Annotated in this window: 20 protein-coding genes; 12 read left to right on the top strand and 8 right to left on the bottom strand. The window is 70.2% G+C overall.

Annotation, left to right across the window (positions count from 1 at the left end; translation table 11 throughout):
- Positions 1-8: 8 nt before the first annotated feature.
- The 4 genes from HL658_RS14930 (at position 9) to HL658_RS14915 (ending at position 6,235) form a co-directional block, all read left to right on the top strand.
- Positions 9-959, top strand: a complete 951-nt coding sequence (locus HL658_RS14930; protein ID WP_180282880.1) for a TAXI family TRAP transporter solute-binding subunit — start codon at positions 9-11, stop codon at positions 957-959.
- Between the two features lie 68 nt (positions 960-1,027).
- Positions 1,028-3,184, top strand: coding sequence for a TRAP transporter permease (locus HL658_RS14925; protein WP_180282879.1), 2,157 nt, complete (start codon positions 1,028-1,030; stop codon positions 3,182-3,184).
- 23 nt (positions 3,185-3,207) lie between these two features.
- Complete coding sequence (locus HL658_RS14920) at positions 3,208-3,618, top strand: acyl-CoA thioesterase (RefSeq protein WP_180282878.1); 411 nt, start codon at positions 3,208-3,210, stop codon at positions 3,616-3,618.
- 64 nt (positions 3,619-3,682) lie between these two features.
- Complete coding sequence (locus HL658_RS14915) at positions 3,683-6,235, top strand: methyl-accepting chemotaxis protein (RefSeq protein ID WP_180282877.1); 2,553 nt, start codon at positions 3,683-3,685, stop codon at positions 6,233-6,235.
- A gap of 83 nt (positions 6,236-6,318) precedes the next feature.
- On the opposite strand, the gene HL658_RS14910 is transcribed toward HL658_RS14915, so the two are convergent.
- From HL658_RS14910 to HL658_RS14885, 6 genes are all read right to left on the bottom strand, one after another.
- The gene (locus tag HL658_RS14910; protein ID WP_180282876.1) at positions 6,319-9,492 is read right to left on the bottom strand and encodes an efflux RND transporter permease subunit; all 3,174 of its coding nucleotides are present in this window, start codon (positions 9,490-9,492) and stop codon (positions 6,319-6,321) included.
- A 22-nt stretch (positions 9,493-9,514) separates the two neighbouring features.
- Complete coding sequence (locus HL658_RS14905) at positions 9,515-10,705, bottom strand: efflux RND transporter periplasmic adaptor subunit (RefSeq protein WP_180282875.1); 1,191 nt, start codon at positions 10,703-10,705, stop codon at positions 9,515-9,517.
- A 24-nt stretch (positions 10,706-10,729) separates the two neighbouring features.
- On the bottom strand, positions 10,730-11,545 hold the full coding sequence (locus HL658_RS14900) for an alpha/beta hydrolase (protein ID WP_180282874.1): 816 nt from the start codon (positions 11,543-11,545) through the stop codon (positions 10,730-10,732).
- Between the two features lie 274 nt (positions 11,546-11,819).
- On the bottom strand, positions 11,820-12,257 hold the full coding sequence (locus HL658_RS14895) for an SRPBCC family protein (protein WP_180282873.1): 438 nt from the start codon (positions 12,255-12,257) through the stop codon (positions 11,820-11,822).
- Positions 12,258-12,271: 14 nt separating this feature from the next.
- The gene (locus tag HL658_RS14890) at positions 12,272-13,108 is read right to left on the bottom strand and encodes a phosphoenolpyruvate hydrolase family protein (RefSeq protein ID WP_180282872.1); all 837 of its coding nucleotides are present in this window, start codon (positions 13,106-13,108) and stop codon (positions 12,272-12,274) included.
- Position 13,109: 1 nt separating this feature from the next.
- Entirely contained in the window at positions 13,110-14,360 is a 1,251-nt protein-coding gene (locus HL658_RS14885) for a Tm-1-like ATP-binding domain-containing protein (protein WP_180282871.1), read from the bottom strand.
- 100 nt (positions 14,361-14,460) lie between these two features.
- Here HL658_RS14885 and HL658_RS14880 point away from each other — a divergent pair, with 100 nt between their 5' ends.
- Complete coding sequence (locus tag HL658_RS14880; RefSeq protein WP_180282870.1) at positions 14,461-16,245, top strand: phosphoenolpyruvate hydrolase family protein; 1,785 nt, start codon at positions 14,461-14,463, stop codon at positions 16,243-16,245.
- On the opposite strand, the gene HL658_RS14875 is transcribed toward HL658_RS14880, so the two are convergent.
- A complete protein-coding gene (locus HL658_RS14875) occupies positions 16,227-16,901 on the bottom strand; it encodes a phosphoenolpyruvate hydrolase family protein (RefSeq protein ID WP_180282869.1) in 675 nt (224 codons plus the stop codon). The genes HL658_RS14880 and HL658_RS14875 overlap by 19 nt on opposite strands.
- Before the next feature lie 131 nt (positions 16,902-17,032).
- Here HL658_RS14875 and HL658_RS14870 point away from each other — a divergent pair, with 131 nt between their 5' ends.
- Positions 17,033-18,265 (top strand): ABC transporter substrate-binding protein, encoded by a 1,233-nt coding sequence (locus HL658_RS14870; protein ID WP_246337607.1) that lies wholly within the window; start codon positions 17,033-17,035, stop codon positions 18,263-18,265.
- Between the two features lie 137 nt (positions 18,266-18,402).
- On the opposite strand, the gene HL658_RS14865 is transcribed toward HL658_RS14870, so the two are convergent.
- Positions 18,403-19,224 (bottom strand): DNA-binding transcriptional regulator, encoded by an 822-nt coding sequence (locus HL658_RS14865; protein ID WP_180282868.1) that lies wholly within the window; start codon positions 19,222-19,224, stop codon positions 18,403-18,405.
- Between the two features lie 279 nt (positions 19,225-19,503).
- On the opposite strand from HL658_RS14865, the gene HL658_RS14860 reads away from it, so the two are divergent.
- The 6 genes from HL658_RS14860 to HL658_RS14835 all read left to right on the top strand — a co-directional run bounded on the left by HL658_RS14860 (position 19,504) and on the right by HL658_RS14835 (position 25,250).
- A complete protein-coding gene (locus HL658_RS14860) occupies positions 19,504-20,442 on the top strand; it encodes a 3-carboxyethylcatechol 2,3-dioxygenase (protein WP_180282867.1) in 939 nt (312 codons plus the stop codon).
- Between the two features lie 54 nt (positions 20,443-20,496).
- Entirely contained in the window at positions 20,497-21,690 is a 1,194-nt protein-coding gene (locus HL658_RS14855; RefSeq protein ID WP_180282866.1) for an acyl-CoA dehydrogenase family protein, read from the top strand.
- Between the two features lie 81 nt (positions 21,691-21,771).
- Complete coding sequence (locus HL658_RS14850; protein ID WP_196242231.1) at positions 21,772-22,335, top strand: flavin reductase family protein; 564 nt, start codon at positions 21,772-21,774, stop codon at positions 22,333-22,335.
- A 40-nt stretch (positions 22,336-22,375) separates the two neighbouring features.
- A complete protein-coding gene (locus HL658_RS14845; RefSeq protein ID WP_180282865.1) occupies positions 22,376-23,521 on the top strand; it encodes an ABC transporter substrate-binding protein in 1,146 nt (381 codons plus the stop codon).
- A complete protein-coding gene (locus HL658_RS14840) occupies positions 23,503-24,318 on the top strand; it encodes a 2-keto-4-pentenoate hydratase (protein ID WP_180282864.1) in 816 nt (271 codons plus the stop codon). Before HL658_RS14845 ends, HL658_RS14840 begins: the two co-directional genes overlap by 19 nt.
- Positions 24,319-24,335: 17 nt before the next feature.
- Positions 24,336-25,250 carry an acetaldehyde dehydrogenase (acetylating) gene (locus tag HL658_RS14835; protein ID WP_180282863.1) on the top strand — a complete coding sequence of 305 codons (915 nt, stop codon included), beginning with the start codon at positions 24,336-24,338 and terminating at the stop codon, positions 25,248-25,250.

Below are 25,250 nucleotides of genomic sequence, written 5' to 3'. Positions count from 1 at the left end.
GGAATCCCATGAAGTCCGCGTGCACGGCCCTGTGCATCGCCGCCGGTCTGTCCTTCACGACCCTGCCGGTCCGCGCCGCCGAGTTCGTCAACATCCTGACCGGTGGGACGAGCGGCGTGTACTATCCGCTGGGTGTCGCCGTCGGCAAGGTCGTCGGCACCGCCATGCCCGACGTCAAGACGTCGGTGCAGGCGACCAAGGCGTCGGTGGAGAACTTGAACCTGCTCCAGGCCGGGCGGGGCGAGATCGCCTTCACCCTCGGCGATTCTCTCAGCATGGCCTGGGCCGGCAACGAGGACGCCGGCTTCAAGCGCAAGTTGGACAAGCTGCGCACCATCGGCGCCATCTACCCCAACTACATCCAGATCGTCGCCCGTGCCGACAGCGGCATCAGGACGCTGGCCGACCTGAAGGGCAAGCGGGTGTCGGTCGGCGCGCCGAAGTCGGGAACGGAACTGAACGCCCGCGCCATCCTCGGGGCGGCCGGCCTGGGCTACGGCGACATGGCCAAGACCGAGTATCTGCCCTTCGCGGAATCGGTGGAGTTGATGAAGAACCGCCAGCTCGACGCGACGCTGCAATCGGCCGGTCTCGGCGTCGCGTCGATCAAGGACTTGGCGGTCGGCACCAGCATCGTGGTGGTGGAGGTGCCGCCGGCGGTGGTCGCGAAGATGGGCGATCCGGTCTATGTCAGCGCGACCATTCCCGGCGGCACCTACCCCGGCCAGGACGCGCCGGTGCGGACGGTGGCGGTGGTGAACTATCTGGTGAGCCACGCCGACGTGCCGGAGGCCACCGCCTACGGCATGGCGAAGGCGGTCTTCGAGAATCTGGGGGAGCTGGCCGCGGCCCACAGCGCCGCCCGGCAGATCGCCCTCGACAAGGCGACCGCACCGGCTTCGGTGCCGATGCATCCCGGAGCCGAGCGCTACTTCCGTGAAAAGGGTCTGGTGAAGTGACGCCGCCGCCGGGGGAGGTCCCTCCGGCGCACCCGCCCCCGATCGTTCCATCCTTCGGAGTTCCGCCCATGAGCGCCCCGTCGCGACCGCCAGCCGCGGCCGCAACCCCGCCCGTTTCCGAGCCTGTCCCCGAGCTTTCCGGCACCGACGCCGCCGAGGTCCGCCGCGTCATCGACCGCGAGAATCCCGCCAGTGCGCACCTTGAACTGCCCGGCTGGACACAGGGCGTGATCTTCGCCGTGGCCGTGGCCTTCTCGGTCTTCCAGCTGTGGACGGCGACCTTCGCGCCGCTGTCCAGTTCGGTGGTGCGGGCGATCCATGTCGGCTTCCTGCTGTTGCTGACGTTCCTTCTGTTCGGGGTCTCTCAGGGTCGCAACCGCCGAACCGTTCCCTGGTACGACTGGCTGTGCGGCGGGCTCGCCTTCGCGGTCGGCCTCTACCACATGGTGTTCGAGGTGGACCTGCTGCTTCGCGCCGGCGATCCTTCCACGACCGACCTGATCGTCGGCGGGGTGACCATCGCGCTGGTGTTCGAGGCGGCGCGGCGCATCATGGGGTTGGCGCTGCCCATCATCTGCGGCGTGTTCATCCCCTTCGCCCTGCTCGGGCCGTATCTTCCCTGGGGGTTGTCGCACCGCGGCTACGGGCTGGACCAGGTGATCGAGCAACTCGCCTTCGGGACCGAGGGCATCTACGGCACGCCGGTCTTCGTCTCGGCCACCTTCATCTTCCTGTTCATCCTGTTCGGCGCCTTTCTGGAACGCGCCGGCATGATCAAGCTGTTCAACGACATCGCACTCGGCCTGTGCGGGCACGCCAAGGGCGGGCCGGCCAAGGTGGCGGTGATCTCGTCGGGCTTCATGGGGACGATCAACGGCTCGGGCGTCGCCAACGTGCTGACGACGGGGCAGTTCACCATCCCGCTGATGACGCGCTTCGGCTATCGCCCGGCCTTCGCCGGCGCGGTGGAGGCGACGGCCAGCATGGGCGGCCAGCTCATGCCCCCCGTGATGGGTGCGGCGGCCTTCATCATGGCCGAGACGATCGGCGTGCCCTACCACGAGGTGGTGATCGCCGCCATCATCCCCGCCATCCTCTATTTCGGCGCAGCCTTCTGGATGGTGCATCTGGAAGCCGGGTTGCACGACCTCAACGGCATTCCCAGGTCGGAATGCCCCAGCGCGCTGCGGGCGATCCGTGAGCAGTGGCATCTGCTGTTCCCGCTGCTGGTGCTGGTCTATCTGCTGTTCACCGGCTTCACGCCGATGTTCGCCGGGGTGGTCGGCATCGCCTGCACGGTGGTGCTGATCCTCGGCACCGGCACGGCGGGCGCGCTGCCGGCGGCGTGGCTGCGGACGGTGTTCTGGATCGCGCTGGGGCTGGTCGCGGCCGGGCTGTGGCGGCTTGGTCTCCGGGTCGAGCATCTGGCCTCGGCGATGGTCGCGCTGCTGATCCTGCCCAGCCTGTTCCTGCGCGGCGGACGGCGGACGCTCGTCCTGCTTTCCCACAGCCTGGCCGACGGTGCCCGCAACGCCGTCGGTGTCGGTGTCGCCTGCGCGCTGGTGGGGGTGCTGATCGGCATCCTGACGCTGACCGGCCTCGCCTCGGGCATCGCGTCCGCCATCGTCCAGATCTCCGGCGGCAGCCTGGTCCTGGCGCTTCTCCTGACCATGGTGGCGTCCATCGTGCTGGGCACCGGGCTGCCGACCACGGCCAACTACATCATCACCTCGGCGATCGCCGCCCCGGCGTTGCTGGAGCTGGGGGTGCCGCTCATCGTCAGCCACATGTTCGTCTTCTACTTCGGCATCATGGCGGACCTGACGCCGCCGGTGGCGCTGGCGGCTCTGGCGGCCTCCTCGATCGCGCGCGCCGGGCACCTGGAGATCGGCTGGATCGCCACCCGCATCGCCATCGCCGGCTACGTGGTCCCCTTCATGGCCGTCTACGACCCGGCGCTGATGATGCAGAGCGGGAGCTGGCTGGCTGTGGCCTATGTCACGGGAAAGGCGGTGGTCGGCATCATGCTGTGGGGTGGCGCTTCGGTCGGTTTCTTCATGACGCGGCTGTCCTGGCCGGAGCGGCTGTTCGCCACCGTCGCGGCCTTCCTTCTGGTGGTGGCGATGCCGGTTACCGACGAGGTCGGACTGGCCATGGCCGCCGGCTTCGTCGCCTGGCAATGGCGGCGCTCGCGCCGCCCCGCGCCGGCGACCTTCGCCGCTTGATCCGCCGGCCTGGGGAGGAAGGGATGGTGGATGGTTCCGCGACCCGCCCGGCGGGTGAACCGGCGATCCGCACGGTGGCGATGCCGGCGGACACCAACCCGGCCGGCGACATCTTCGGCGGCTGGTTGATGGCCCAGATGGACATGGCGGCGGGGAGCGCCGCCGCCCGCCGGGCCCGTGGGCGTTGCGTCACGGTCGCGGTGAACGGCATGGCGTTCCTCAATCCGGTCTATGTCGGCGACGAGGTCAGCCTGTACGCCAGGATCGTCGGGGAGGGCTCGACCTCCATGACGATCGAGGTCGAGGCGTGGCGGCGCAGCCGGGACGGCGACGACGCGGTCCAGGTGACCAAGGCCGTCTTCACCTTCGTTGCGCTCGATGCCGGGCGCCGCCCCCGGCGTCTGCCGCCCGCCGGCAAGGACGGCATCGACTAGCGCGCATCCACGAAAAAGGAAGGGGCCGCACACAGGCCCCCGTCATCCAGGGAGGAGACAGATCATGCGCCCGGTGTTCCGGATGGGCATCGCCGTGAAGCTCTTTGCGGCGTTCGGTGCCGTCGCCGGCCTGACGGTGGCGGGCAGCGCCGTCGGCTGGTGGTCGTTCAAAGCCGTCGAGACGGGCGTTGCCGGCATCGCCGACCGCAGCCTGCCCGCGGTGGCCGCGGCGAGCGCCTTGTCAACCGCAAGCGCCGCCCTCGCCGCAGCCGCGCCCAGTCTGGAGGCCGCGACCGACGCGGCCGACCGGGCCGCGGCAGGGGAGGGCATCGCCCGCCTTTCCGCAGGCATGACGGAGCGGCTGGACGCTCTGGGTCAACTCGGCCTGCCGTCCGAACGGGTCGAGGCGCTGACCGCGGCGGCCGGGGCGATCGGCGACACCCTGGACCGGCAGGCGGCGGCGGCGGACGAGCGGATCGCGCGCCGCCAGCGGCGGCTGGATTTCGTTGACCGGCTGAACGCCAACCATCAAGCGCTGCTCGCGGCCCTCGAACCGGCGACGCTCGAGGCCCGGCGGGACGTGGCGGCCGCGGCCGAGACGCTGACCGACGACGCCGCGACCGCGGCCCGGTCCCTGGTCCGGGCCGCGTTGGGCGGTCTTGGGGCGGTTCTCGATCTGCGCGTGGCAGTGGCGACCGCCGCGGCGCTGCTGTCGGAGGCGCATGCGGCCTCCGACGCGGCGGCGGTGGGAGAGTTGGAGACGGCTTTCGCCGCCGTGGTTGCCGGCTTTCCGGAACGGGCCGCCGCTGCCGGATCGGGCGGGGCCGGGTTGGAGGACCCGCTCGCCCGGCTGGCCGCGCTGGGCAGCGGTCCGGACGGCGCGTTCGCACGCCGCGCCGCGGGGCTGCGTGGAGCCGGCGACGGTGACATCGCGACCGCCGTCCGCGAGGCGGGAACACTGCGCGCCGGGATCGACCGGTTGCTGGAGTCCCGCGCCGCCGCGTCGCGCGACACCGTCGCCCGTGCCGGCGACCGGATGCACCGCGACGTCACCTTCGCGGTGAGCGAACTGACGACGGAGGCCCTGCGCCGTTTCAGCGACGTCCGCGAGCTGAACGCGCTCGGCAATCTGGCCGCCGGCCTGCTCAACGAGGCCGCCAACACCATGGAGTCATCGCGGTTGCCCGGCCTGCGGGCCCGTTTCGAACAGGCTGCCGGGCGTCTCGAGGCGCTGCTGGCCGGCATGCCGGCCCGCGAGGCGGCGCGCGTGGACGGGGCGTTGCGACCACTGCTGGCGATCGGCCGCTCTCCCGACGGGCTGTTCGCCCTGCGTGCCGCGGAACTGGAGGCGCTGCGGGCCGGTGCCGACCTGCTGGCGGAAAGCCGGCGCCTGTCCGTGATGTTGGACGACACCGTGTCGGAACTGGTGGAGGGCACGCGCGCCGACGCCGGTGCCACCGCCGAGGCCGTGCGCGCCGCCACCCTGTCGGGCCGCGTCTGGCTGGGCAGTGTGGCGCTGCTCGGCATCGTCGGCGCGGTGCTGATCGCCTGGCTCTATGTCGGGCGCAACATCGCCGCCCGGCTGGGCACGTTGTCCCGTGCCATGCGCGCGGTCGCGCGCGGCGACGCATCGGCACCGGTGCCGGCCGGCGGGTCCGACGAACTCGCCGACATGGCGCAGTCGCTGCTCGTGCTTCGCGACGCGACGGTGGAGGCCGCCCGCGCCAACGAGCGGGTGGAGCAGGAACGCGCCCGCGCCGCCGCCGACAAGGGCCGGACATTGCGGACATTGGCGGAACGGTTCGAGGCCAGCGTCCAGATGGTGGCCGACGTGGTTGCGGAGGCGGCCGTCGACCTGCAGGGCACCGCCGCCGCCGTGGTCGGCCAGGTCGAGGAGGCCGGCCGGCAGTCCCGCGGCGCGTCGGAGGGGGCCGTCCGTTCGCTGGACAGCGCGCAGGCCGCCGCAGCGGCGGCCGGGGACCTGACCGCTTCGATCGGCGGGATCGAGCGGCAGGTGGAGCTTGCCACCGGGATCGCCGGGCAAGCCGTCCAGGATGCGGAGCGTACCGACGCCATCATCCATCAGCTCGCCGGTGCCGCGGCCAGCATCGGCACCGTGGTCGAGCTGATCGGCAAGATCGCCGCCCAGACCAACCTTCTCGCCCTCAACGCCACCATCGAGGCGGCGCGCGCGGGCGATGCCGGACGCGGCTTCACGGTGGTCGCCAACGAGGTGAAAACGCTCGCCAACCGGACCGCGACCGCCACCGGCGAGATCACCAGCCAGATCCGCAGCATGCAGTCGGCCACCGACGAGGCGGTCATCGCCATCGGGGGAATCGCACAGACGATCCGCAGGATCGACGATGTGGCCCGCGCGGTCGCCGGCGGAATGCGCGCGCAGGCCACGGCGACGCGCGAGATCAGCCGCGGCATCCAGGAGGTGGTCCGCGGAAACGGCGACCTGTCGGGTGCCCTGGACGTCGTCGCCGCCACCGTGGTCGACAGCCGGCAATCCATGCAGACGGTGCTCGCTGCGGCCGACCGCATGGCGGAGCAGGCGCGGCGGCTGGATGGCGAGATGCGCCAGTTCGTCGGGTCGATCAAGGCGATGTGACCGTGCGCGGGGCCTGCCTGCGACGGCTGTCCCCACGCACGGTCCACCACCTCGTTCCACCGACGCTTCACTCCGCCGGCGCTTCACTCCGCCGGGGCCGCCGCGCCATGCGGAATTTGGCGCGGCGCCCGGCCGCCGGCCAGTTGACGGAGCAGCACGTAGAAGACCGGCGTCAGCACCAGCCCGAACAGCGTCACCCCGATCATCCCGAAGAACACGGCGATGCCCATGGCCTGCCGCATCTCCGCGCCGGCTCCACTGGACAGCACCAGCGGCACCACGCCCATGATGAAGGCGATGGAGGTCATCAGGATCGGGCGCAGCCGCAGGCGGCTGGCCTCGATCGCCGCCTGGACGACGCTGCGCCCCTGCTGCTCCAGCTCGCGGGCGAACTCCACGATCAGGATGGCGTTCTTGGCGGACAGGCCGACCAGCACCATGAAGCCGATCTGGGTGAAGATGTTGTTGTCGCCGCCGGTCAGCCAGACGCCGGCCAGCGCCGACATCAGGCTCATCGGCACGATCATCAGGATGGCGAGCGGCAGGGTCAGGCTCTCGTACTGGGCGGCCAGCACCAGGAAGACCAGCAGCACGCTGATCGGGAAGATCCAGAGGGCGGCGTTGCCGGCCAGGATCTGCTGGTAGGTGAGGTCGGTCCACTCGAACCGCACGCCGCGCGGCAGCACCTCCGCCGCGATGCGCTCGGCCGCGGCCTCCGCCTGGCCGGAGGAAAAGCCGGGCGCCGGGCCGCCGTTCACGTCGGCGGCGGTGTAACCGTTGTAGCGCACCACCATCTCCGGCCCGTAGCTGGGATTGACCGTCACCAGCGACGACAGCGGCACCATCTGGCCCTTGTCGTTGCGGGTCTTCAGCAGGCCGATGTCCTGCGCCTCGGCGCGGTGGGGAGCGTCGGCCTGCACCCGCACCTGGTAGACCCGGCCGAAGGCGTTGAAGTCGTTCACATAGAGCGAGCCGAGGTAGATCTGCATGGTGTCGAACACCTCGCCCACCGACACGCCGAGCTGCTTGGCCTTCACCCGGTCCAGCTCGACGTCGAGCTGCGGCACGTTGATCTGGTAGCTGGAGAAGGTCGGCCCGAGTTCCGGCGTTTCCGCAGCCTTCTTCACGAAGGCGTTGACCGCCTGGGCCAGCGCCTCGTAGCCGAGCGCGCCGCGGTCCTCGATCTGCAGCTTGAAGCCGCCCAGCGTGCCGAGACCCATGACCGGCGGCGGCGGGAAGATGGCGACGAACGCCTCCTTCAGGCCAGCGTAGCGGGCCTGAAGCTCGCCGGCGATGGCGGCGGCGGACAGCGACGGGTCCTTGCGCTCGGCGAAGGGCTTCAGCGTCACGAAGACGATGCCGGCACTGGAGCTGTTGGTGAAGCCGTTGACCGACAGGCCGGGGAAGGCCACCGCGCTCTGAACGCCGGGGTGCGCCAGCGCGATGGCGGACATGTCGCGGATCACCGCGTCCGTGCGGTCCAGCGACGCGCCGTTGGGAAGCTGGGCGAAGCTGACCAGATACTCCTTGTCCTGGGCCGGCACGAAGCCCATCGGCACCGCACGGCCGAGCATGACCGCCGCACCCAGCAGCAACACATAGACCAGCATCATCGCGCCCTTGTGCCGCAGCACCCCGGACACCCCACGGCCGTAGCCGTCGGAGCCGCGGGCGAAGGCCCGGTTGAACAGCCGGAAGAAACCGCCCAGCACCTTGTTCATGACGCGGGTCAGCCGGTCCTGCGGCTGGTCGTGCCCACGCAGCAGCAGGGCGGCCAGCGCCGGCGACAGGGTCAGCGAGTTGAAGGCGGAGATGACGGTGGAGATCGCGATGGTCATCGCGAACTGCTTGTAGAACTCGCCGGTCAGGCCGCTCATGGCGGCCAGCGGCACGAAGACCGCAACCAGCGTCAGGGCGATGGCGATGATGGGGCCGCTCACCTCCCGCATGGCGCGGTGGGTGGCCTCGCGGGCGGACAGCCCGGCCTCGATGTTGCGCTCGACGTTCTCGACCACGACGATGGCGTCGTCCACCACGATGCCGATCGCCAGCACCATGCCGAACAGCGACAGCGCGTTGATGGAGAAGCCGAAGGCCAGCATCAGCGAGAAGGTGCCGATGATCGAGACGGGAACCGCCAGCAGCGGGATGATCGAGGCGCGCCAGGTCTGCAGGAAGACGATCACCACCACGACCACCAGCGCCACCGCCTCCAACAGCGTGTGCACGACCGCCTCGATGCTGGAGCGGACGAACTGTGTGGGGTCGTAGACGATGCTGTAGGTCACGTCCTCCGGCATGTCGGCCTTCAGCTCGGCCATCACGGCGCGCACCTGGTCGGAGATGGCGAGCGCGTTGGCCTCCGGCGTCTGGTTGATGCCCAGCGCCACGGCGGACTTGTTGTCGAGCAGGGAGCGCAGCGCGTACTGCGCGGCGGCCAGCTCCACCCGCGCCACGTCGCCGAGCCGGGTGACGCCGCCGTCCGCCCCCACCTTCAGGATGATGTCCGCGAACTCGTCGGCCGTCTTCAGCCGGCCTTTTGCATTGACGGAAAGCTGGAGCGGCGTGTCCGGAACGCTGGGGGAGGCGCCGATCACGCCCGCCGCCACCTGCACATTCTGCTCGCGGATCGCGTTCACCACGTCGGTGGCGGTCAGGCCGCGCTGGGCGACCTTCTGCGGGTCGAGCCAGACCCGCATGGCGTAATCGCCGGCCCCCCACACCTGCACCTCGCCCACGCCCTGGATGCGGCTCAGCCGGTCCTTGACGTTGAGCACCGCGTAGTTGCGCAGGTAGGTGGTGTCGTAGCGGTCGCCGGGGGAGATCAGGTGCACGACCATGGTCAGGGTCGGCGAGCTCTTCACCGTGGTGACGCCCAGCCGCTGCACGTCGGCCGGCAGCCGCGGCAGCGCCTGCGCCACCCGGTTCTGCACGAGCTGCTGCGCCTTGTCGGGGTCGGTGCCGAGCCGGAAGGTGACGGTCAGCGCCATGTTGCCGTCGCTGTTCGCCTGCGACTGCATGTAGAGCATGTTCTCGACGCCGTTGATCTGCTCCTCCAGCGGTGCCGCCACCGTCTCGGCGATCACCTTGGGGTTGGCGCCGGGGAACTGCGCGCGCACGACGACGGACGGCGGAACCACCTCCGGATACTCGGCGATGGGCAGCCGGAACATGGCGATCAGGCCGGCCAGCAGCACCGCGACCGAGAGGACGCCGGCGAAGATCGGCCGTTCGATGAAGAAACCGGAGATGTTCATGGAAAGCCTCCCGGCGCCGGCGTCACCGGGGTGACGCGGCGGCCGTCTGGGTCTTGTCGGTGGGGCCACGCCCGCCCATGGCGACCAGGTTGGGGCGCACCGCCATGCCGGGGCGGGCGTGCTGCACACCGTTGACGACCACCCGGTCGCCCGCGGTCAGCCCCGCGGTGACGACGCGCAGTCCGTCCTGCGCCGGGCCCAGCGTGACCGGCTGGTAGCGCACGGTGTCGTCGGTGCCCACCACATAGACGAACTTCTTGTCCTGGTCGGTGCCGACCGCGCGCTCGTCCACCAGCAGCGCGTCACGGGGCTTGGCGGCACCCACCTTGACACGGGCGTAGAGGCCGGGGACCAGCGTCCCCTCCGGATTGTCGAAGCGGGCGCGCACGCGGATGGTGCCGGACACCGTGTCGAGATGGTTGTCCACATGCTCCACCGCACCACTGCGCGAGTAACCGTCCTCGTCGGCGAGGCCGAGCTGGACCGGCACGTTGGCGGCGTCCTTCACGGGCGCGATGTGGCGGAGGTAGGTCTGCTCGTCCACGTCGAAGGAGGCGTAGATGGGCGACACCGACACCAGCGTGGTCAACGGCTCGGCTGCCGCACCGGCGGCCACCACGTTGCCCACCGTCCGTTCCGCCCGCGACACGCGGCCGGACACCGGGGCGGTCACCCGCGTGTGGCCCAGGTCGATGCGGGCGATCTCCAGCGCCGCCTGCGCGGCCTTCAGGTTGGCCGTCGCCTCGCGCGCCGCGTTCTCACGGTCGTCCAGCGTGCGGCGGGAGATGGTGTCGCCGCGCACCAGGCTGCGGGCGCGCTCCAGGTCGGCGGCGGTGTAGCGCACGCGCGCCTCCGCCGCGGCCACCTGCGCCTCCGCCCGGTCCACCTCCGCGGCGAAGGGGCGCGGGTCGATGGTGAAGAGCGGATCGCCCTGCTTCACCAACGCACCGTTGCGGAAATGGACGGCGACGATGGTGCCGGAGACGCGGGGGCGCACCTCCACATGGTCGACCGCCTCCAGCCGGCCCGAATAGGACTGCCAGTCCACCACGGGACGGGCGACGACGGCGGCGACGTCCACCTCCGCCACCGGGGCAGCGGGAGCGGCGGTCTGCGCGTCGGCGGGGCTGCGGACGGTCACCACACCGGCGACGGCGGCGGCGGAGACGCCGGCGGCGAGCAGGAAGGCGAGGGTCTTGCGTGACGAAGCCATGGAGAAACCTGTCGGTCTGGGTGGTCAGGAACGGGCGCCGGTCAGCCGGCGCCTCAGGAAATCGGACGCGGCGTCGAGCGCCGGGCCATGGGCCGGCAGCGCCGCGTGGGTGACATTGGCGAAGCGGATGGTCTCGGTCGGCACACCGGCCTCGATCAGCCGGGCGGCGTAGCGTTCCGCCTCCGCCCGCAGCACGTCCTTCTCGGCGGTGATGATCAGCGCCGGCGGCAGCCGGCCGAGGCGGCTGGAGTCGAGGGGCGAGGCGTAGGGGTGCAGGCGCAGCACGGCGTCCGGCAGATAGGCGCGGTAGCAGCGGGCGCAGGCGGCGACCGACCGGTCGGAGTCCGGATCGGCGCCGTCGTCGGCGCGGGTCAGGCTGGGGTCGAGCATGGGGCCGAGCAGGGCGACGGCGGCGATCCGCGGGCCGCCCTGGTCGCGCGCCATGAAGGTCAGGGAGGTGGCGACGTGGCCGCCGGCGTCATGGCCGGCCAGCCCCAGCCCGCCCGACCGGATGCCCAGCGCGCCGGCCGTCTCCTCCATCCACAGTCCGGCCCGGTGCGCGTCCAGCAGGGCGGTGGGGAAGGGGTGGGCGGGGGCGAGGGAGTAGGCGACCGACACGACCAGCGCCGGGATGGCGCGGGCGATGTGGGACGCCGCCACCTCCGCCTCCTCCGGCGAGCCGGAGGTGAAGCCGCCGCCGTGCAGGTAGAGAACGCCCGGCAGCCGACCCGTGCCGGCCGGCCGGTGGAGCCGCAGACGGACCTCCTGCGCGTGGCCGGCGATCGTCCGTTCCTCGACCCTCAGCGCGTTGGCGGCGTTGCCCCGATTTGTCGAACCCATGTCCCTGTGGCGCCCGAGCGCCCCTCCCGCAATGCAGCGGTCGGAGTGTCACCGAGCGTCGGGATCGGATAAAGACGCGGTTCCCGCGAACACAATTCAGCTCAGCCGAACAATCGGCCGTTCGGGTGTGACGGGCGTCACACCACGCCGCATGGACGCGCCCTGTCGCGGAGGATCGTCACCGTCCACGGCCGGCCGGGTCATGCGGCCGCACCGGGCCGGGGGGCCACATCACACCGAGTGGCCGGGTGACCGGCCGCCCCGGCATGGGCGTTCAATCCCGGAGCGAGCGTGCGAGCGCCTCGAATCCGGCCGCGAAGGTGTTGCGCCCGACCTGCTCGCGCAGGCCCGGCAGATCCTCCGGCGCGCAGTCGAATTCGGCCCACCATTCCCCGAAGCAGCGGTTTCCCTCCGTGACCGGCGTCAACCGGAAGGTGGCGACATAGCCGGTCAGCGGCAGGGGCGATTCCAGGATCGTGTAGGTGTAGGAATGGTCGCGGTCGCTGAAGGACACGAGCTGCTCGCGCAGACGGCCGGCGCCCTTGATCCCGAAATTGCGCACGCAGCCCACGGTGTCGCTGCGCAGCCCGTCCTCGATGGTGCTGTCGGCGATGACGGGGTGCCAGTCGCGATGGCCGTTGAAGTCGCGTGCTGTCGCCCATACCCGCTCGACGGGGGCGTCGATCACGGCGCTGACATAGATTCGCGGCATGCTGTTGTCCTCCCTCAGTGTCGTTTTCCGATGGCCTTGAAGCGCCGCGTCTGTTCGGTCAGCGCGGTTTCCGTGGGCAGCCGCTCCATGCTGGAGGCACCGTAGAAGCCGTGGCAAGTGGGGCATTCGCCTAGGATGAAGGCGGCGTCCTCCGGCGTGGCGATCGGCCCGCCGTGGCACAGCACGATCACGTCCTGGCGCACCCGGAGTGCGGCGTCCGCCATCGCGTCGATCAGCGCCGGGCAGTCGGCCAGAGACAGGGCCGTCTCCGCCCCGATGCTGCCGCCGGTGGTCAGGCCCATGTGGCAGACCACGATGTCGGCCCCCGCTCCGGCCATCGCCGCCGCCTCCTCGGGGTTGAAGACGTAGGGGGTGGTCAGCAGGTCCAGCGCGTGCGCGCTCGCGATCATATCGACCTCCAGCCCATAACCCATGCCGGTCTCTTCCAGGTTGGCGCGGAAGGTGCCGTCGATCAGCCCCACGGTCGGAAAATTCTGGACGCCGGAAAAGCCGAGGTCCGCAAGCTGGCGGAGGAATGGCCCGGTCAGCAGGAAAGGGTCGGTGCCGTTGACGCCGGCCAGCACCGGGGTGCGCCGGACCACCGGCAGCACTTCCCGCGCCATCTCCACGACGATCTCGTTGGCGTTGCCATAAGCCAGCAGGCCGGCCAGCGAACCGCGCCCGGCCATGCGGTAGCGGCCGGAATTGTAGATGACGATCAGGTCGATCCCGCCGGTCTCCTCGCACTTGGCGGACAGGCCGGTGCCGGCACCACCGCCGACGATGGGCTCGCCGCGGGCGATCATGCCGCGGAACCGGTCGAGAATGTGCTGGCGGGCAATCCGCGGCATCTCAGCGTGCTCCTTGCTGCACCGGTCTGTCCTGGCCGGTCCCGGCGATCTCCCGGAACGCGCGGACCAGCGCCTCGGCGAAGGCCGGGTCGTTGATGTGGTGGGGAAGGCGGACCAGCCGGCGGTGATCGGACTGTTCGACCGTGCGTTCCAGCGCGTCGAACAGGGCCGCGTCCGCCGCCGGATCGTGGAAGGGCTGTCCCGGCGCGTCGAGCGCCGACACACCGCCCACGGGCAGGAGGAAACGGACGGGGCCGGCGAACGCGTTCAGCTTGCGTCCGATCCACGCGCCCATCGCGCGGTTCTCCTCCTCCGTGGTGCGCATCAGCGTGACCTGCGGGTTGTGGACGTAGAGGGTGCGGCCCTGGTAGCGCTCCGGCACGGTGTCGGGCGCGCCGAAATTGACCATGTCCAACGCGCCGCAGGAGCCGACATAGGGCAGGCCGGAACGGGCAAGGGCGTCCAGCCGCTCCTCCCCGGCGCTGAAGATGCCGCCCATCAACAGGTCGCAGACCTCGGTGGTCGTCACGTCGATCACACCGACCAGCAGGCCCGAGGCGGCGAGCTTCTCCATCGCCCGGCCGCCGGTGCCGATGGCGTGGAAGACCAGGCAGTCGTACGCCGCCTCCAGCTCCTGCATGGTGCGGGTGACGCAGGGCGTGGTGACACCGAACATGGTCAGCCCGAGCGCCGGCTTCGTGTCGGCGGGCGGTACGGGGCGCGTGACCATGCCGGCGACCGCGTGGGCCGCGTTGCCGAGGACGCGCCGGGAAATGCGGTTCAGCCCGGCCACGTCGGTGACCGAGAACATCATGCAGATGTCGCTCTCGCCCACATAGGGCGCCACGTTGCCCGAGGCGACGGTGGACACCAGCAGCTTGGGCACCCCCACCGGCAGCGAGCGCATGCCGGGCGCTATGATCGCCGTGCCGCCGGAGCCGCCCAGCCCGATCATGCCGGCCACGTCGTTCCGGTCCTGCATGAAGCGGGTGAAGGCGTCGGCCATGCGCGACACCGCCAGCCCGCGGTCATCGGTGCCCAGCACGGCGTCGGCACCGTCGGGGTGGCTGGCCGCCACCTGCCTGGCCGTCACGTCGGCGGCAACCGCGGGCGGCCGGGTTCCGACATCGACGGTCACCGTCCGCAACCCTTCGGCCGCGACGAGCCCGCGCACATAGTCCAGCTCCGCACCCTTGGTGTCGTGGCAACCGACGACGTACACCGCCGCCGTGCCCTGTGCTGCGTCCTTCATGGCCGGGCCTCCCCTCCCGTATCCAGGGAGCTTAGTGGGGCAGGGCGGGCCGGCAACAGGGTGCTTGCGACGGATCGGGTAAAGTTGGGTATGATGCCGTATGTCCCGCGACCGTCACCATCTTCTGGAGGATCTCCGGCGCGCCTGTTCGGGGCGGCACACGCTGCTGGTCGGCGCCGCCATCGGAACCGGCATGGCGGCCCGGGCGGCGGCGCGCGGCGGGGCCGATTTCCTGCTGGCGCTGGCGGCCGGCCGTTTCCGCAACATGGGAACCTCCTCGATCGCGACCATGCTGGCCCTGAAGGACGCCAACGCCTTCGTCGCCGACTTCGCCGTGGCGGAGATCGTCGCCGCGACCGGGGTTCCGGTCTTCTTCGGTGCCAGCGCCTGGGGCATCGCGGAGGAGGACCTGCCGGCCTTCATGGATCGCGTGCGGGATTGGGGGTTCGCCGGCGTGGTGAATTTTCCGACGGTCGCCCATGTCGATGGCCGCTTCCGGGAGGCGCTGGAGCGGACGGGGCTCGGCTTCCGGCGCGAGGCGTGCATGCTCGATGCGGCACGCGCCGCCGGCCTCGCCACCATCGGCTACTTCTGCCGGAAGACCGAGGCGGTGATGCTGGCGGAGATCGGCATCGACATCCATTGCTTCAACGTCGGCTGGAACGCCGGCGGTGCGCTGGGCGTGCCGAGCGGGGAATCCGTCCTCCAGGCCGGGAACCGCGCCCGCGGCGTCATCAAGGCGATCCGCACCATCCAGCCCGGCGCGCTCTGCGTCGTCGAAGGCGGACCGATCACCACCCCGCAGGACATGCACGAGGCCTGCCGCGAGGCGCGGGCCGACGGCTACATCGGCGGCTCGACCATCGACCGGCTGCCGTCGGAGAGCTCGATCGAGGAGGTCACGGCCGCCTTCAAGCTCGTCTCCTCGCTGCAACGGCGGATCGACAGCCTGGAGCGCCAGCTCGACCGGGACGGACGGAGCCTCGGCCTGATCGGCCGGACCGCCCCCATGGTGGAGGCGCGGGCGCGGCTGGAGCAGCTTGCCGCCGACCACGGGCCGGTGTGGATCGGCGGGCCGGAAGGCAGTGGCCGGTCTCTGGCTGCCTCGATCCTGCACGCGCGCGGCCCCTGGCGCCACCGCAAACCCGTCACCATCGACGCCCGGCGTGTCGATGCCGGCTGGCTGTTCGGGGCGGAGCCGGGCGAGGGTGGGGGACGGCGGCGTCAGGGCTGGGTGGAGGTGGCGGACGGCACCACCCTGGTGATCGAGCACGCGGACTGTCTCGATCCGGTTCTTCAGGCCGAACTGGCGGCCTTCGCGGAGGATGGTCTCTTCCGGCGCCAGGGCGGGCAGGACAGCCTGCGCTCCACCGCCAGGGTCGTCCTGGTCGGGGCGATGCCCCTGGACGCCGCCGCCCGCGCCGGCGCGATCGTGCCGGAGCTGGCGCATCGGCTCGCCCGGCGGGACATGACGCTGGTTCCGCTGCACGAACGGCTCGACGACATCCCGTTGCTGGTCGAGCGCTTCGCCGCGGCTTTGCGGCCGGGTGCCGATCCGGTCCGGCTGGCTCCTTCCGCCTTCCGCCGGCTTATCGCCCATGACTGGCCGGGCAATCTGCGCGAGTTGCGCACCGTGGTCGAGCAGGCCCTGCGCGGGTCGGGCGATGTGATCGATGCGGCGGCTCTGCCCCCGCTCGACGGGGGGCGGCTGTCGCCGTCGCGCCCGGTGGCGGAGGATGGCCCCGCCGCGAGGGAGGCCGAGCGGGAGTGGATTCTGGGCGGGCTGCGCCGCCATCGCTTCCGCCGTGGGGAGACCGCCCGTTTCCTGGGCCTGTCCCGCAAGACCCTCTACAACAAGATGCGGCTTCACGGTCTGCTCGATTGACCGGGCGGCAGCACCAGACCATCGGCCGCCCTTTCCAGCACCGGGCGGTGCGCCTCGAACCCGGCCGGCAGAAGGACGAGGACAGGGCCGGGCCCCTCGCTGCGCAGCTCCGCCGCGATCGCCGCGGCAAGCGACGCGGCCGCAGCGTCCTGCACCGCGTTTCCGGTCGCGGCACCGGGGTGCACCACGATCCTGGACGCTCCGGCCCGGCGCAGCCGGCGGGCGGTCTCCGCATCGGTCGCGAAGCCGGTGACGGCGAATCCCGACGCCGCCGCCTGCTCCAGAAACGCGGCCTCGCGCTCCCGCCCGAGCCCGACGGACCTCAGCGCCTCGCCGGTTTCCCCGTCGAAGAGCGCCGTCGTCGGAAAATTCGCGACGCCGCGCACACCGGCGCGGCGCAGGATCGACAGGAACGGACCCACCGGACGGAACGGGTCCACGGCGAGGATTCCCACGGTCGTGCCATCCAGACTTCCGGGCGTCAGGGTGGCCAGCGCCTGAAGCAGCCGCCCGTTGCTGTCCTGCACCGGCAACAGGGCGAGATACTCCGCACAGTCCGGCGGGTGTCCGGCGAGGGCAGGGCAGAACAGGCGGTCACCGGTGGTGGCGGCCAATTCGGCTCCGACACACAGGATCGGAATGATTTGCACGTCCATCGGACTGTTTTGCCCAATTTTACCCATGGCGCCGCCGCGACGCGGTTGAGGAGTCGATCACGGCGCGTGACGGTGTGGCAACCGGTTTCGGCATGGGGCTCGCCGGAACGACGGAATCCAGGGAGGACGACATGAAGCGACACATGCGCAACGGGTTGTTGGCGGGTGCGGCGATGCTGCTGGCGACGGCCTTGCCGGCGGCGGCCCAGACCGGCAGGACGGTTTCGGGCGACGTCGTGCGCATCGGCGTCATCACCGACCTGTCCGGCGTCTTCTCCGACCAGAGCGGCAAGGGGTCGGTGGCTGCGGCGCAGATGGCGGTGGAGGATTTCGGCGGCAAGGTGCTGGGCAAGCCCGTCGAGCTGCTGTCGGCGGACCACCAGAACAAGGTGGACATCGGCTCGGCCGTGGTCCGCGAATGGATCGACGCGCAGGGCGTCGATCTGGTGCAGGACGTCGCGAATTCCGGCCTGGCCCTGGCGGTCGCCGACATCGTGCGGGACAAGAACCGCATCGCCATCTTCAACGGCCCCTCGGTCACCCGCCTGACCGGCGACAAATGCACGCCCAACACGATCCACTACGCCTACGACGCCTATTCGCTCGCCAAGGGCACCGGCACGCAGACGGTCAAGCAGGGCGGCGACAGCTGGTTCTTCCTGACGGTCGATTTCGCCTTCGGCCATGGGCTGGAGGAGAACACGGCGGCCATCGTCAAGGACAGCGGCGGCAAGGTGCTGGGGGCCGTGCGGTTCCCGCTGAACAGCATGGACTTCGCGTCCTACATCAACCAGGCCCAGGCGTCGAAGGCGAAGATCATCGGCCTTGCGACCACCGGGACCGATGCCCGCAACGCCATCAAGGCGGCCAGCGAGTTCGGCCTGACCCAGGGCGGGCAGCAGCAGCTCGCCGGGTTGCTGCTGTTCGACACGGACATCCACGCCCTCGGCCTGGAAGCGACGCAGGGCATGTATCTCACCACTGCCTTCTACTGGGACCGCAACGAGGAGACACGGGCCTTCTCCAAGCGCTTCTTCGACCGGGTCAAGATCATGCCGAACATGGGGCAGGCGGGCGTCTACTCCTCGACCCTGGCCTATCTCAAGGCGGTCGAGGCCGCGGGCACCGACGAGGCCGGCGCCGTCATGGCCAAGATGAAGAGCATGCGCGTCAACGACGTGTTCGTGAAGGACGGCTGGGTCCGCGAGGACGGCCGCTTCATGCGCGAGATGTACCTGATGCAGGTGAAGAAGCCCTCGGAGTCCAAGTATCCCTGGGACTATTACCACCTGCGCGCGACCATTCCGGCGGACGAGGCGTTCCGGCCGCTGGCGCAGAGCGACTGCCCGCTGGTGAAGAAGTAGGCGGGGTGACGGACGGGTCCCCGCCGCCCATGGGCACGCCGGTCACGGCCCGTGATTTGGCACGTGCACCCGTCCGTCGATCTCCCGCACGGTCCATGCGGTAACCGAACAACGCCTCACCAGCACGGCCAGGAGGCTCACGTCCGGGCGCCGGCAAGCAGGGTCGGGTTCTCGTCGATCTGCGCCTCGATCTTCGCGATGGCCGCCGTGAGATGCCCGAGGTAGCGGTCGGCGGCCTCCCCGACGCTCATCACGCTTTTCATGAACACGATGTTGATGGTCGCCAGCACCCCGCCGCGATGCCGGACGGGGAGGGCGAGCGCCGACACCTTGACCTGCTGCGACCATTCCCCGTCGTTGCTCGCATATCCCTGCTCGTGGACCCGGTTCAAGACCTTGTCGACCAGGATCCGGTTGCGGGCGAGGCCGGCCTGCTCCCCCCCTTCCACGATCAGCAGCCGCAGGATCTGCTGCCGCTCCTCCTCGCCGCAGTGGGCCAGATAGGCGCGTCCGGAGGCGGTGTACAGAACCGGCATCCTCTGCCGGATCATGGCCCGGTGGAAGGACAGCGGGCTGTAGCGGTGGGTGGTCTCGCGCACCAGCATCGCCGTGCCGTCGAGCGTGCACAGGTCCGACGGCCAGACCACCTTCTGCAACAGTTCGCCCAAGACCGGCGCGGCAAGCTCCGAAATCCATTCGTCGTCGGTGAAGCCGTCGCTCAGCTCCCGGATCTTGAGGTTGAGGCGATAGGTGTCGTCGGAGGCACTGCGGCGCACATAGCCCTCCTGCTCCAACGTGGCGAGCATGCGGCGCACCGTGGTGCGGTGGAGACCGGTCGCCACCCCGAGTTCGGCGATCGAGGCAAAGCCATTTGGTGAGCGGCTCAGCGTGCGCAGGATCGCCAGACCCCGGCTCAAGCCTTGAATGTGCCGGTACGGGCCGACGCGAGCCGCACTCATCGGGGCGCTTTCCTGTGGGTTTCTCCAATGAAAACAATGGTGTGCACTATGTGCCCATTTCTGAAAACAAGATTGTATTCATTCAATCGGCTTCATAGACTGTAGTCACAAAAAACAACCATCACGGGCGGAAACAACGTGGCGCTGATCGTGGCTCGAACAGCGTCATCCAGCGCATAGAGCGCCGGAAGTCAGCCAAAATCTCAGAAGAAATCAGGACTGCAATCACAACGCCTGAATTTGGCGAACGGCATTGCTGTGCCTATCGGGAGGCAACTCATGACCGTCATGGTAAAATGCTTGTCGCACACGCCGTTGCGCGGGCTCAACGACCCCGGTGTCGAGGTGGTCGATGAAGTCGATACGGTTCTTGCGCAAGCGCGCGCCGAGGTGGAACGCTTCGATCCCGAGCTGATCGTGATCTTCGCTCCGGATCACTACAATGGCCTGTTCTACGACCTGATGCCGCCGTTCGTCATTGCGACGGCCGCCGATTCCGTCGGCGATTACGGAACCCTGCCAGGTCCGTTGCGGGTGGACCGGGATGTGGCGCTCGCCTTGACGCGGTCCATCCTCGACAGCGACATCGACATCGCGCTGTCGCACCGTCTGCAGGTCGACCATGGCTGCACCCAGACGCTGGAGGAGCTGACCGGCAGCCTCACCCGCTATCCCACCGTTCCCGTCATCATCAATTCCGTCGCCCCGCCCTTCGCACCGTATCGGCGCGTGCGGAAACTGGGCGAGGCGGTCGGCCGATTCATCGGCGGTCTGGACAAGCGCGTCCTGGTTCTCGGGACCGGCGGCCTGTCGCACGAGCCGCCGGTCCCGCTGCTCGCCGGGGCACCGGAGGAGATCGCCAATTTCCTGATCGCGGGACGGAATCCGACGCCCGAGGCGCGCGCGGCGCGCCAGGCGCGCACGATTGCCGCCGGCAGGATCTACGGGACGCCGGACTGCCATCTGACCCCGCTCAATCCGGATTGGGATCTCGGCTTCATCGACACCCTGGTCGAAGGCCGGCTGGACGAGGTCGACACCTTCAGCGTGGAGGAGATCTCCAGCACAGCCGGCCGCTCGACGCACGAGATCCGCACCTGGGTGGCCGCCTTCGCAGCACTTGCCGCCACCGGCCCCTACCGGGCCCGCAAGGACTATTACCGGCCGATCAACGAATGGATCGCCGGCTACGGCGTGATCAGCGCGGAAGCCGCCTGACACCCTGCCCCGACCGCCCACCGGACGCACCGAAATCCGAGGAAAGCCAAGCCCATGGATTCCATCACCCTGTCCATTCCCAGCGAACGCGAACTTGTCGGCCGTGCGCGGGACATGATCCCCTGGCTGCGCGAACGCGCCGACGCCTGCGAGCAGGCCCGGATGGTCCCGCCCGAGACCATCAAGGCCTTCCAGGATGCCGGCTTCTTCCGCATCCTCCAGCCGCGGCGCTGGGGCGGGTACGAGATGCACCCCAACGTCCTCAACCGCGTGCTGATGGAGCTGGGCCGCGGCTGCCCGTCGAGCGCGTGGAACGTCATGGTGCTCGGCGTCCACCCCTTCGAGGTCGGCCTGCTCGACCCGCGCTGCGGCGACGAGCTGTGGGGCGACGACGACACGCGGCTGGTCTCCTCCTCCTACGCCCCGTTCGGCACCGTGAAGGCGGTGGACGGCGGCTACCGGCTGAACGGCGACTGGCTGACGTCGAGCGGTTGCGACCACGCGGCCGGCGGCGCCTTCGTCGGCGCCCGGCTCTTCGACGGCGACGGCAAGCTGACCGACTACAAGGCCTTCTGGGTCGAGGCGAAGGATTACGAGATCATCGACGATTGGCACGTCGTCGGCCTCGCCGGCACGGGCAGCAAGAAGCTGCGCCTCCGGGACGTGTTCGTTCCCGCCTACCGCACCCACAGCATCATCGCCTACGGCGAGGCAAGCCACGGCGGCCTCGACAACCTGTACAAGATGCCCTTCCTCTACGTGTTCTACGCGGCGGTCTCCTCGGTGATCACCGGCATGGCGCTGGGCATGCGCGACCTCTACGTCGAGCACATGAAGCCCCGCCAGAACATCTCGCAGGCGGTCGGCGCGGCCACGCAGAACCCCTTCGTGAAGGGCCGGCTGGGCGAAGCGGAGGCGAAGATCACCGCGGCGGCGGCCCGTGTGCTCCAGAACACCGACGAGGCCTGGGCCTATGCCTCGCACGGCCGGCTGGTACCGCTGGAGGACCGGGTGCGGCACTTCGCCACCAACATGTTCACCGGCGGCGAGGTCTTCGAGGCCGCCCACATGATCTTCAAGAAGACGGCGACGCGCGGCGTCTGGCTCGACAACCCGATGCAGCGGCAGATGCGCGACATCCTCGTCGGTGCCAACCACATCACCCAGAATCAGGACGACATCGGCGACCTGCTGGGCGGCTTCATGCTGGGCAACCCGCTGCCGTCGGGAAACCAGTTCGGCGCTTGACGGCGCCTGAACGCGCGTGCCGGCCGGCCGCGGCACCATCCCCGTCCTCCCCGCTCCACCCTCCCGCAGGAGTGTCCTGCCATGACTCTCACCGTGACCCGCGACATCAACCAGTTGCTGGACTGGACCCCGAACGCCGGACTGGCGGATGCCCCGACGGTGCCATCCGGCGACCACAAGCAGGGCATGCGCCACGTCGCCGCCAGCGTGTCCATCATCGCGACCCGTGACGGAGACCGGCGGCTGGGTCTGACGGCGACGGCGGTCTGTTCGGTCACCGCCGACCCGCCGCGGCTGGTGGTCTTCGTGAACAAGAACGTCGCCGCCGACGAGGCCATCCTCAACAGCGGCATCCTCTGCGTGAACGTGCTGGCCGGCGACCAGGAGGAGACCGCCCGGGTCTTCGCCGGCATGGTCGAGGGCGTGCAGGGCGAAGCCCGCTTCGCGTACGGGGGCTGGGACACGCTGGCCACCGGTGCCCCGGTGCTGCGGGGCGCGCTCGCCAACTTCGATTGCCGGGTCGTCAAGGTCTTCGACGAGAGCACCCACCACGCCTTCCTGTGCGAGGTGCTGGCCACGCGGGAGCGGGACGACGGGCAGGCGCTGATCTACCTGAACGGCGCCTTCCGCCGCATCGACCAGTAATCGCCGGTCCCAAACAACAATCATCAGGAGGAAACGGAGCATGACGTTTCGCAGTTGTGCGCTGGCCGGTGCCGCCGGCCTGGCCGCGACCCTGCTGTCGCTGCCGGCGATGGCGGACATCACCATCGGCATCATCGCCTCGCTCACCGGACCGGCGGCCGCGCTGGGGGCGGAGACCCGCAAGGCGGTGAGCCTGCTCCCGGACAGGATCGGCGACGAAAAGGTCACCTACATCCTGCTGGACGACGCCACCGACCCGACGAGCGCCGTGAAGAACGTGCGCAAGCTGATCAGCGAGGACAAGGTCGACGCACTGCTCGGCCCCAACCTGATCAGCACCGCCGTCGCGATGGCCGACATCGCCAACGCCGAGATGGTGCCGATGGTGTCGGTCGCCCCGCTGGACGTCGGCGGCGACAAGCGCGGCTATGTTTTCCGCTCCGAGCCCAGCGCCGACCTGATGGTGCAGCGCATCGTGGACGACATGGTCGCCGGCGGCGCGAAGACGGTGGGCTTCATCGGCTTCTCGGATTCCTGGGGCGAACTGTTGCTGAAGGCGCTGACCAGGCTTGCCGAGAACAAGCTCCGGATCGTCGCCGTCGAGCGCTACGGCCGCGCCGATCCCAGCGTCCAGGCGCAGGCCCTGAAGGTCATCGCCGCCAAGCCGGACATGGTGTTCATCGGCGCCTCGGGCACCCCGGCCGCCATGCCGCAGATCACCCTGCGCGAGCGCGGCTACAAGGGCCGCATCTACCAGTCGCACGGCGTCACCAGCAAGGAGTTCCTGCGCGTCGGCGGCAAGGCGGTGGAGGGTGCGGTGCTGCCGGTCGGCCCGGTGCTGGTGGCCGAACAGCTTCCCGACACGCATCCGGCCAAGACGTCCGGCGTCGCGTTCGTCCGGGAGTTCGAGGCCCGGCACGGACACGACAGCCGCTCCACCTTCGCCGGCGCGTCGTGGGACGCCTGGCTGATCCTGAAGACCGCCATGGCCGGCGCGCTCCAGGACAAGATCGCGCCGGGCACGCCCGCCTTCCGCACCGCCGTGCGCGACCGCATCGAGCGGACCAACGGTCTGACGGGCACCAACGGCGTCTACACCATCACCGCCGGCGATCACGCCGGCTACGACCCGAGCGCCATCGTGCTCGTCACCGTGAAGGACAACCAATGGCGACTGGTGAAGTGACGGGGGCGGAGCCCCCGCTGGACGCCGGGGAGGCCGCGGCTCTGCTGAGGGCCGCCGCCGCGAGCCGCGTCCCGATCCCGCCCCTGCGGGACCGTCTGCCCTCGGCGGACGTGGAGACCGCCTACGCCGTGCAGGAGGCCAACACCCGCGCATGGCTGGCGGAGGGGCGGCGGCTGGTCGGCCGCAAGATCGGCCTGACCTCGCGGGCGGTGCAGGCCCAGCTCGGCGTCGATCAGCCCGATTTCGGCATGCTCTTCGCCGACATGGCCGTCGGCGACGGGGAACCGGTGCCCGCCGGCCGCCTGATCCAGCCGAAGGTCGAGGCGGAGATCGCCCTGGTGATCGGCCGTGACCTGACGCGCGAGCGGCACACCTACGCCGACATCATCGGCGCCACGGACTGCGCGCTGCCGGCGATCGAGATCGTCGACAGCCGCATCGCCGGCTGGAACATCCGTTTCGCCGACACGGTGGCCGACAACGCCTCCAGCGGGCTCTTCGTCCTCGGCGGGCGGCCGCGCCGGCTGGCGGATTTCGACATCGCCGGCTGCGCCATGGAGATGCGGCGCGGCGACGCGGTGGTGTCGCAGGGCAGCGGCCGGGCCTGCCTCGGCAATCCGCTGACGGCGGCGGTGTGGCTGGCCGACACGATGGTCCGCTGCGGTCGCCCTCTGTTGGCCGGCGACATCGTGCTGACCGGCGCGCTCGGCCCCATGGTGGCCGTGACGCCCGGCGGACCGGACCGCTTCGACGCCGCCATCGAGGGGCTGGGCAGCGTCGCCGCCCTCTTCTCCTGAGCCCGGAGACAGGATTCATGACCGAGAAGATCAAGTGCGCCGTGATCGGCCCCGGCAACATCGGGACCGACCTGCTGATGAAGCTGAAGCGCAGCCCGGTGCTGGAGCCGGTGTGGATGGTCGGCATCGACCCGGCCTCCGACGGGCTCGCCAAGGCGCGGGCGATGGGGCTGAAGACCACCGCCGAGGGGGTGGACGGGCTGCTGCCGCATGTCCGGGCGGACGATCTCCGCATCGCCTTCGACGCCACCTCCGCCTATGTGCACGCGGAGAACAGCCGCAAGCTGAACGCGCTGGGCGTCATGATGATCGACCTGACGCCGGCCGCCATCGGCCCCTACTGCGTTCCTCCGGTCAACCTGAAGGAGCACATCGGCCGGGGCGCCATGAACGTCAACATGGTGACCTGCGGCGGGCAGGCGACCATCCCGATCATCGCCGCCATCGCCCGCGTGCAGCCGGTGGCCTATGGCGAAATCGTCGCCGCCATCGCCTCGCGCTCCGCCGGGCCGGGCACGCGCAAGAACATCGACGAGTTCACCCGCACCACGGCCGGCGCCATTGAGAAGGTCGGCGGTGCGGCCCGCGGCAAGGCCATCATCATCATCAACCCGGCCGATCCCCCCCTGATCATGCGCGACACGGTCCATTGCCTGACCGAGGGCGAGCCGGACCGCGAGGCGATCGCCGCCTCCATCCACGCCATGATCGCCGAGGTGAACCGTTACGTCCCCGGCTACCGGCTGGTGAACGGGCCGACCTTCGACGGCCGGCGGGTGTCCGTCTTCCTCGAGGTCAGGGGGTTGGGCGACTACCTGCCGGACTATGCCGGCAACCTGGACATCATGACCGCGGCCGCCGCCCGCACCGCGGAAATGTTCGCCGAGCGCATCCTGGACGGGACCCTGGTCCCGGAACCGGTTGCCGGGTGA

This window comes from Azospirillum oleiclasticum (assembly GCF_013423485.1).
GTDB lineage: Bacteria > Pseudomonadota > Alphaproteobacteria > Azospirillales > Azospirillaceae > Azospirillum > Azospirillum oleiclasticum.
The sequence above is the reverse complement of the archived record's forward strand: the minus strand, read 5'-3'. Positions and strand labels throughout refer to the sequence as shown.

Bases quoted from the DNA above. Each gene is read 5' to 3' on its own strand.
- HL658_RS14860 (WP_180282867.1), top strand. From the start codon at position 19,504: ATGACCGTCATGGTAAAATGCTTGTCGCACACGCCGTTGCGCGGGCTC.
- HL658_RS14870 (WP_246337607.1), top strand. From the start codon at position 17,033: ATGAAGCGACACATGCGCAACGGGTTGTTGGCGGGTGCGGCGATGCTG.
- HL658_RS14855 (WP_180282866.1), top strand. From the start codon at position 20,497: ATGGATTCCATCACCCTGTCCATTCCCAGCGAACGCGAACTTGTCGGC.
- HL658_RS14880 (WP_180282870.1), top strand. From the start codon at position 14,461: ATGTCCCGCGACCGTCACCATCTTCTGGAGGATCTCCGGCGCGCCTGT.
- HL658_RS14910 (WP_180282876.1), bottom strand. From the start codon at position 9,492: ATGAACATCTCCGGTTTCTTCATCGAACGGCCGATCTTCGCCGGCGTC.
- HL658_RS14925 (WP_180282879.1), top strand. From the start codon at position 1,028: ATGAGCGCCCCGTCGCGACCGCCAGCCGCGGCCGCAACCCCGCCCGTT.
- HL658_RS14905 (WP_180282875.1), bottom strand. From the start codon at position 10,705: ATGGCTTCGTCACGCAAGACCCTCGCCTTCCTGCTCGCCGCCGGCGTC.
- HL658_RS14865 (WP_180282868.1), bottom strand. From the start codon at position 19,224: ATGAGTGCGGCTCGCGTCGGCCCGTACCGGCACATTCAAGGCTTGAGC.
- HL658_RS14840 (WP_180282864.1), top strand. From the start codon at position 23,503: ATGGCGACTGGTGAAGTGACGGGGGCGGAGCCCCCGCTGGACGCCGGG.
- HL658_RS14920 (WP_180282878.1), top strand. From the start codon at position 3,208: ATGGTGGATGGTTCCGCGACCCGCCCGGCGGGTGAACCGGCGATCCGC.
- HL658_RS14895 (WP_180282873.1), bottom strand. From the start codon at position 12,257: ATGCCGCGAATCTATGTCAGCGCCGTGATCGACGCCCCCGTCGAGCGG.
- HL658_RS14915 (WP_180282877.1), top strand. From the start codon at position 3,683: ATGCGCCCGGTGTTCCGGATGGGCATCGCCGTGAAGCTCTTTGCGGCG.
- HL658_RS14930 (WP_180282880.1), top strand. From the start codon at position 9: ATGAAGTCCGCGTGCACGGCCCTGTGCATCGCCGCCGGTCTGTCCTTC.
- HL658_RS14875 (WP_180282869.1), bottom strand. From the start codon at position 16,901: ATGGACGTGCAAATCATTCCGATCCTGTGTGTCGGAGCCGAATTGGCC.
- HL658_RS14890 (WP_180282872.1), bottom strand. From the start codon at position 13,108: ATGCCGCGGATTGCCCGCCAGCACATTCTCGACCGGTTCCGCGGCATG.
- HL658_RS14845 (WP_180282865.1), top strand. From the start codon at position 22,376: ATGACGTTTCGCAGTTGTGCGCTGGCCGGTGCCGCCGGCCTGGCCGCG.
- HL658_RS14885 (WP_180282871.1), bottom strand. From the start codon at position 14,360: ATGAAGGACGCAGCACAGGGCACGGCGGCGGTGTACGTCGTCGGTTGC.
- HL658_RS14900 (WP_180282874.1), bottom strand. From the start codon at position 11,545: ATGGGTTCGACAAATCGGGGCAACGCCGCCAACGCGCTGAGGGTCGAG.
- HL658_RS14835 (WP_180282863.1), top strand. From the start codon at position 24,336: ATGACCGAGAAGATCAAGTGCGCCGTGATCGGCCCCGGCAACATCGGG.
- HL658_RS14850 (WP_196242231.1), top strand. From the start codon at position 21,772: ATGACTCTCACCGTGACCCGCGACATCAACCAGTTGCTGGACTGGACC.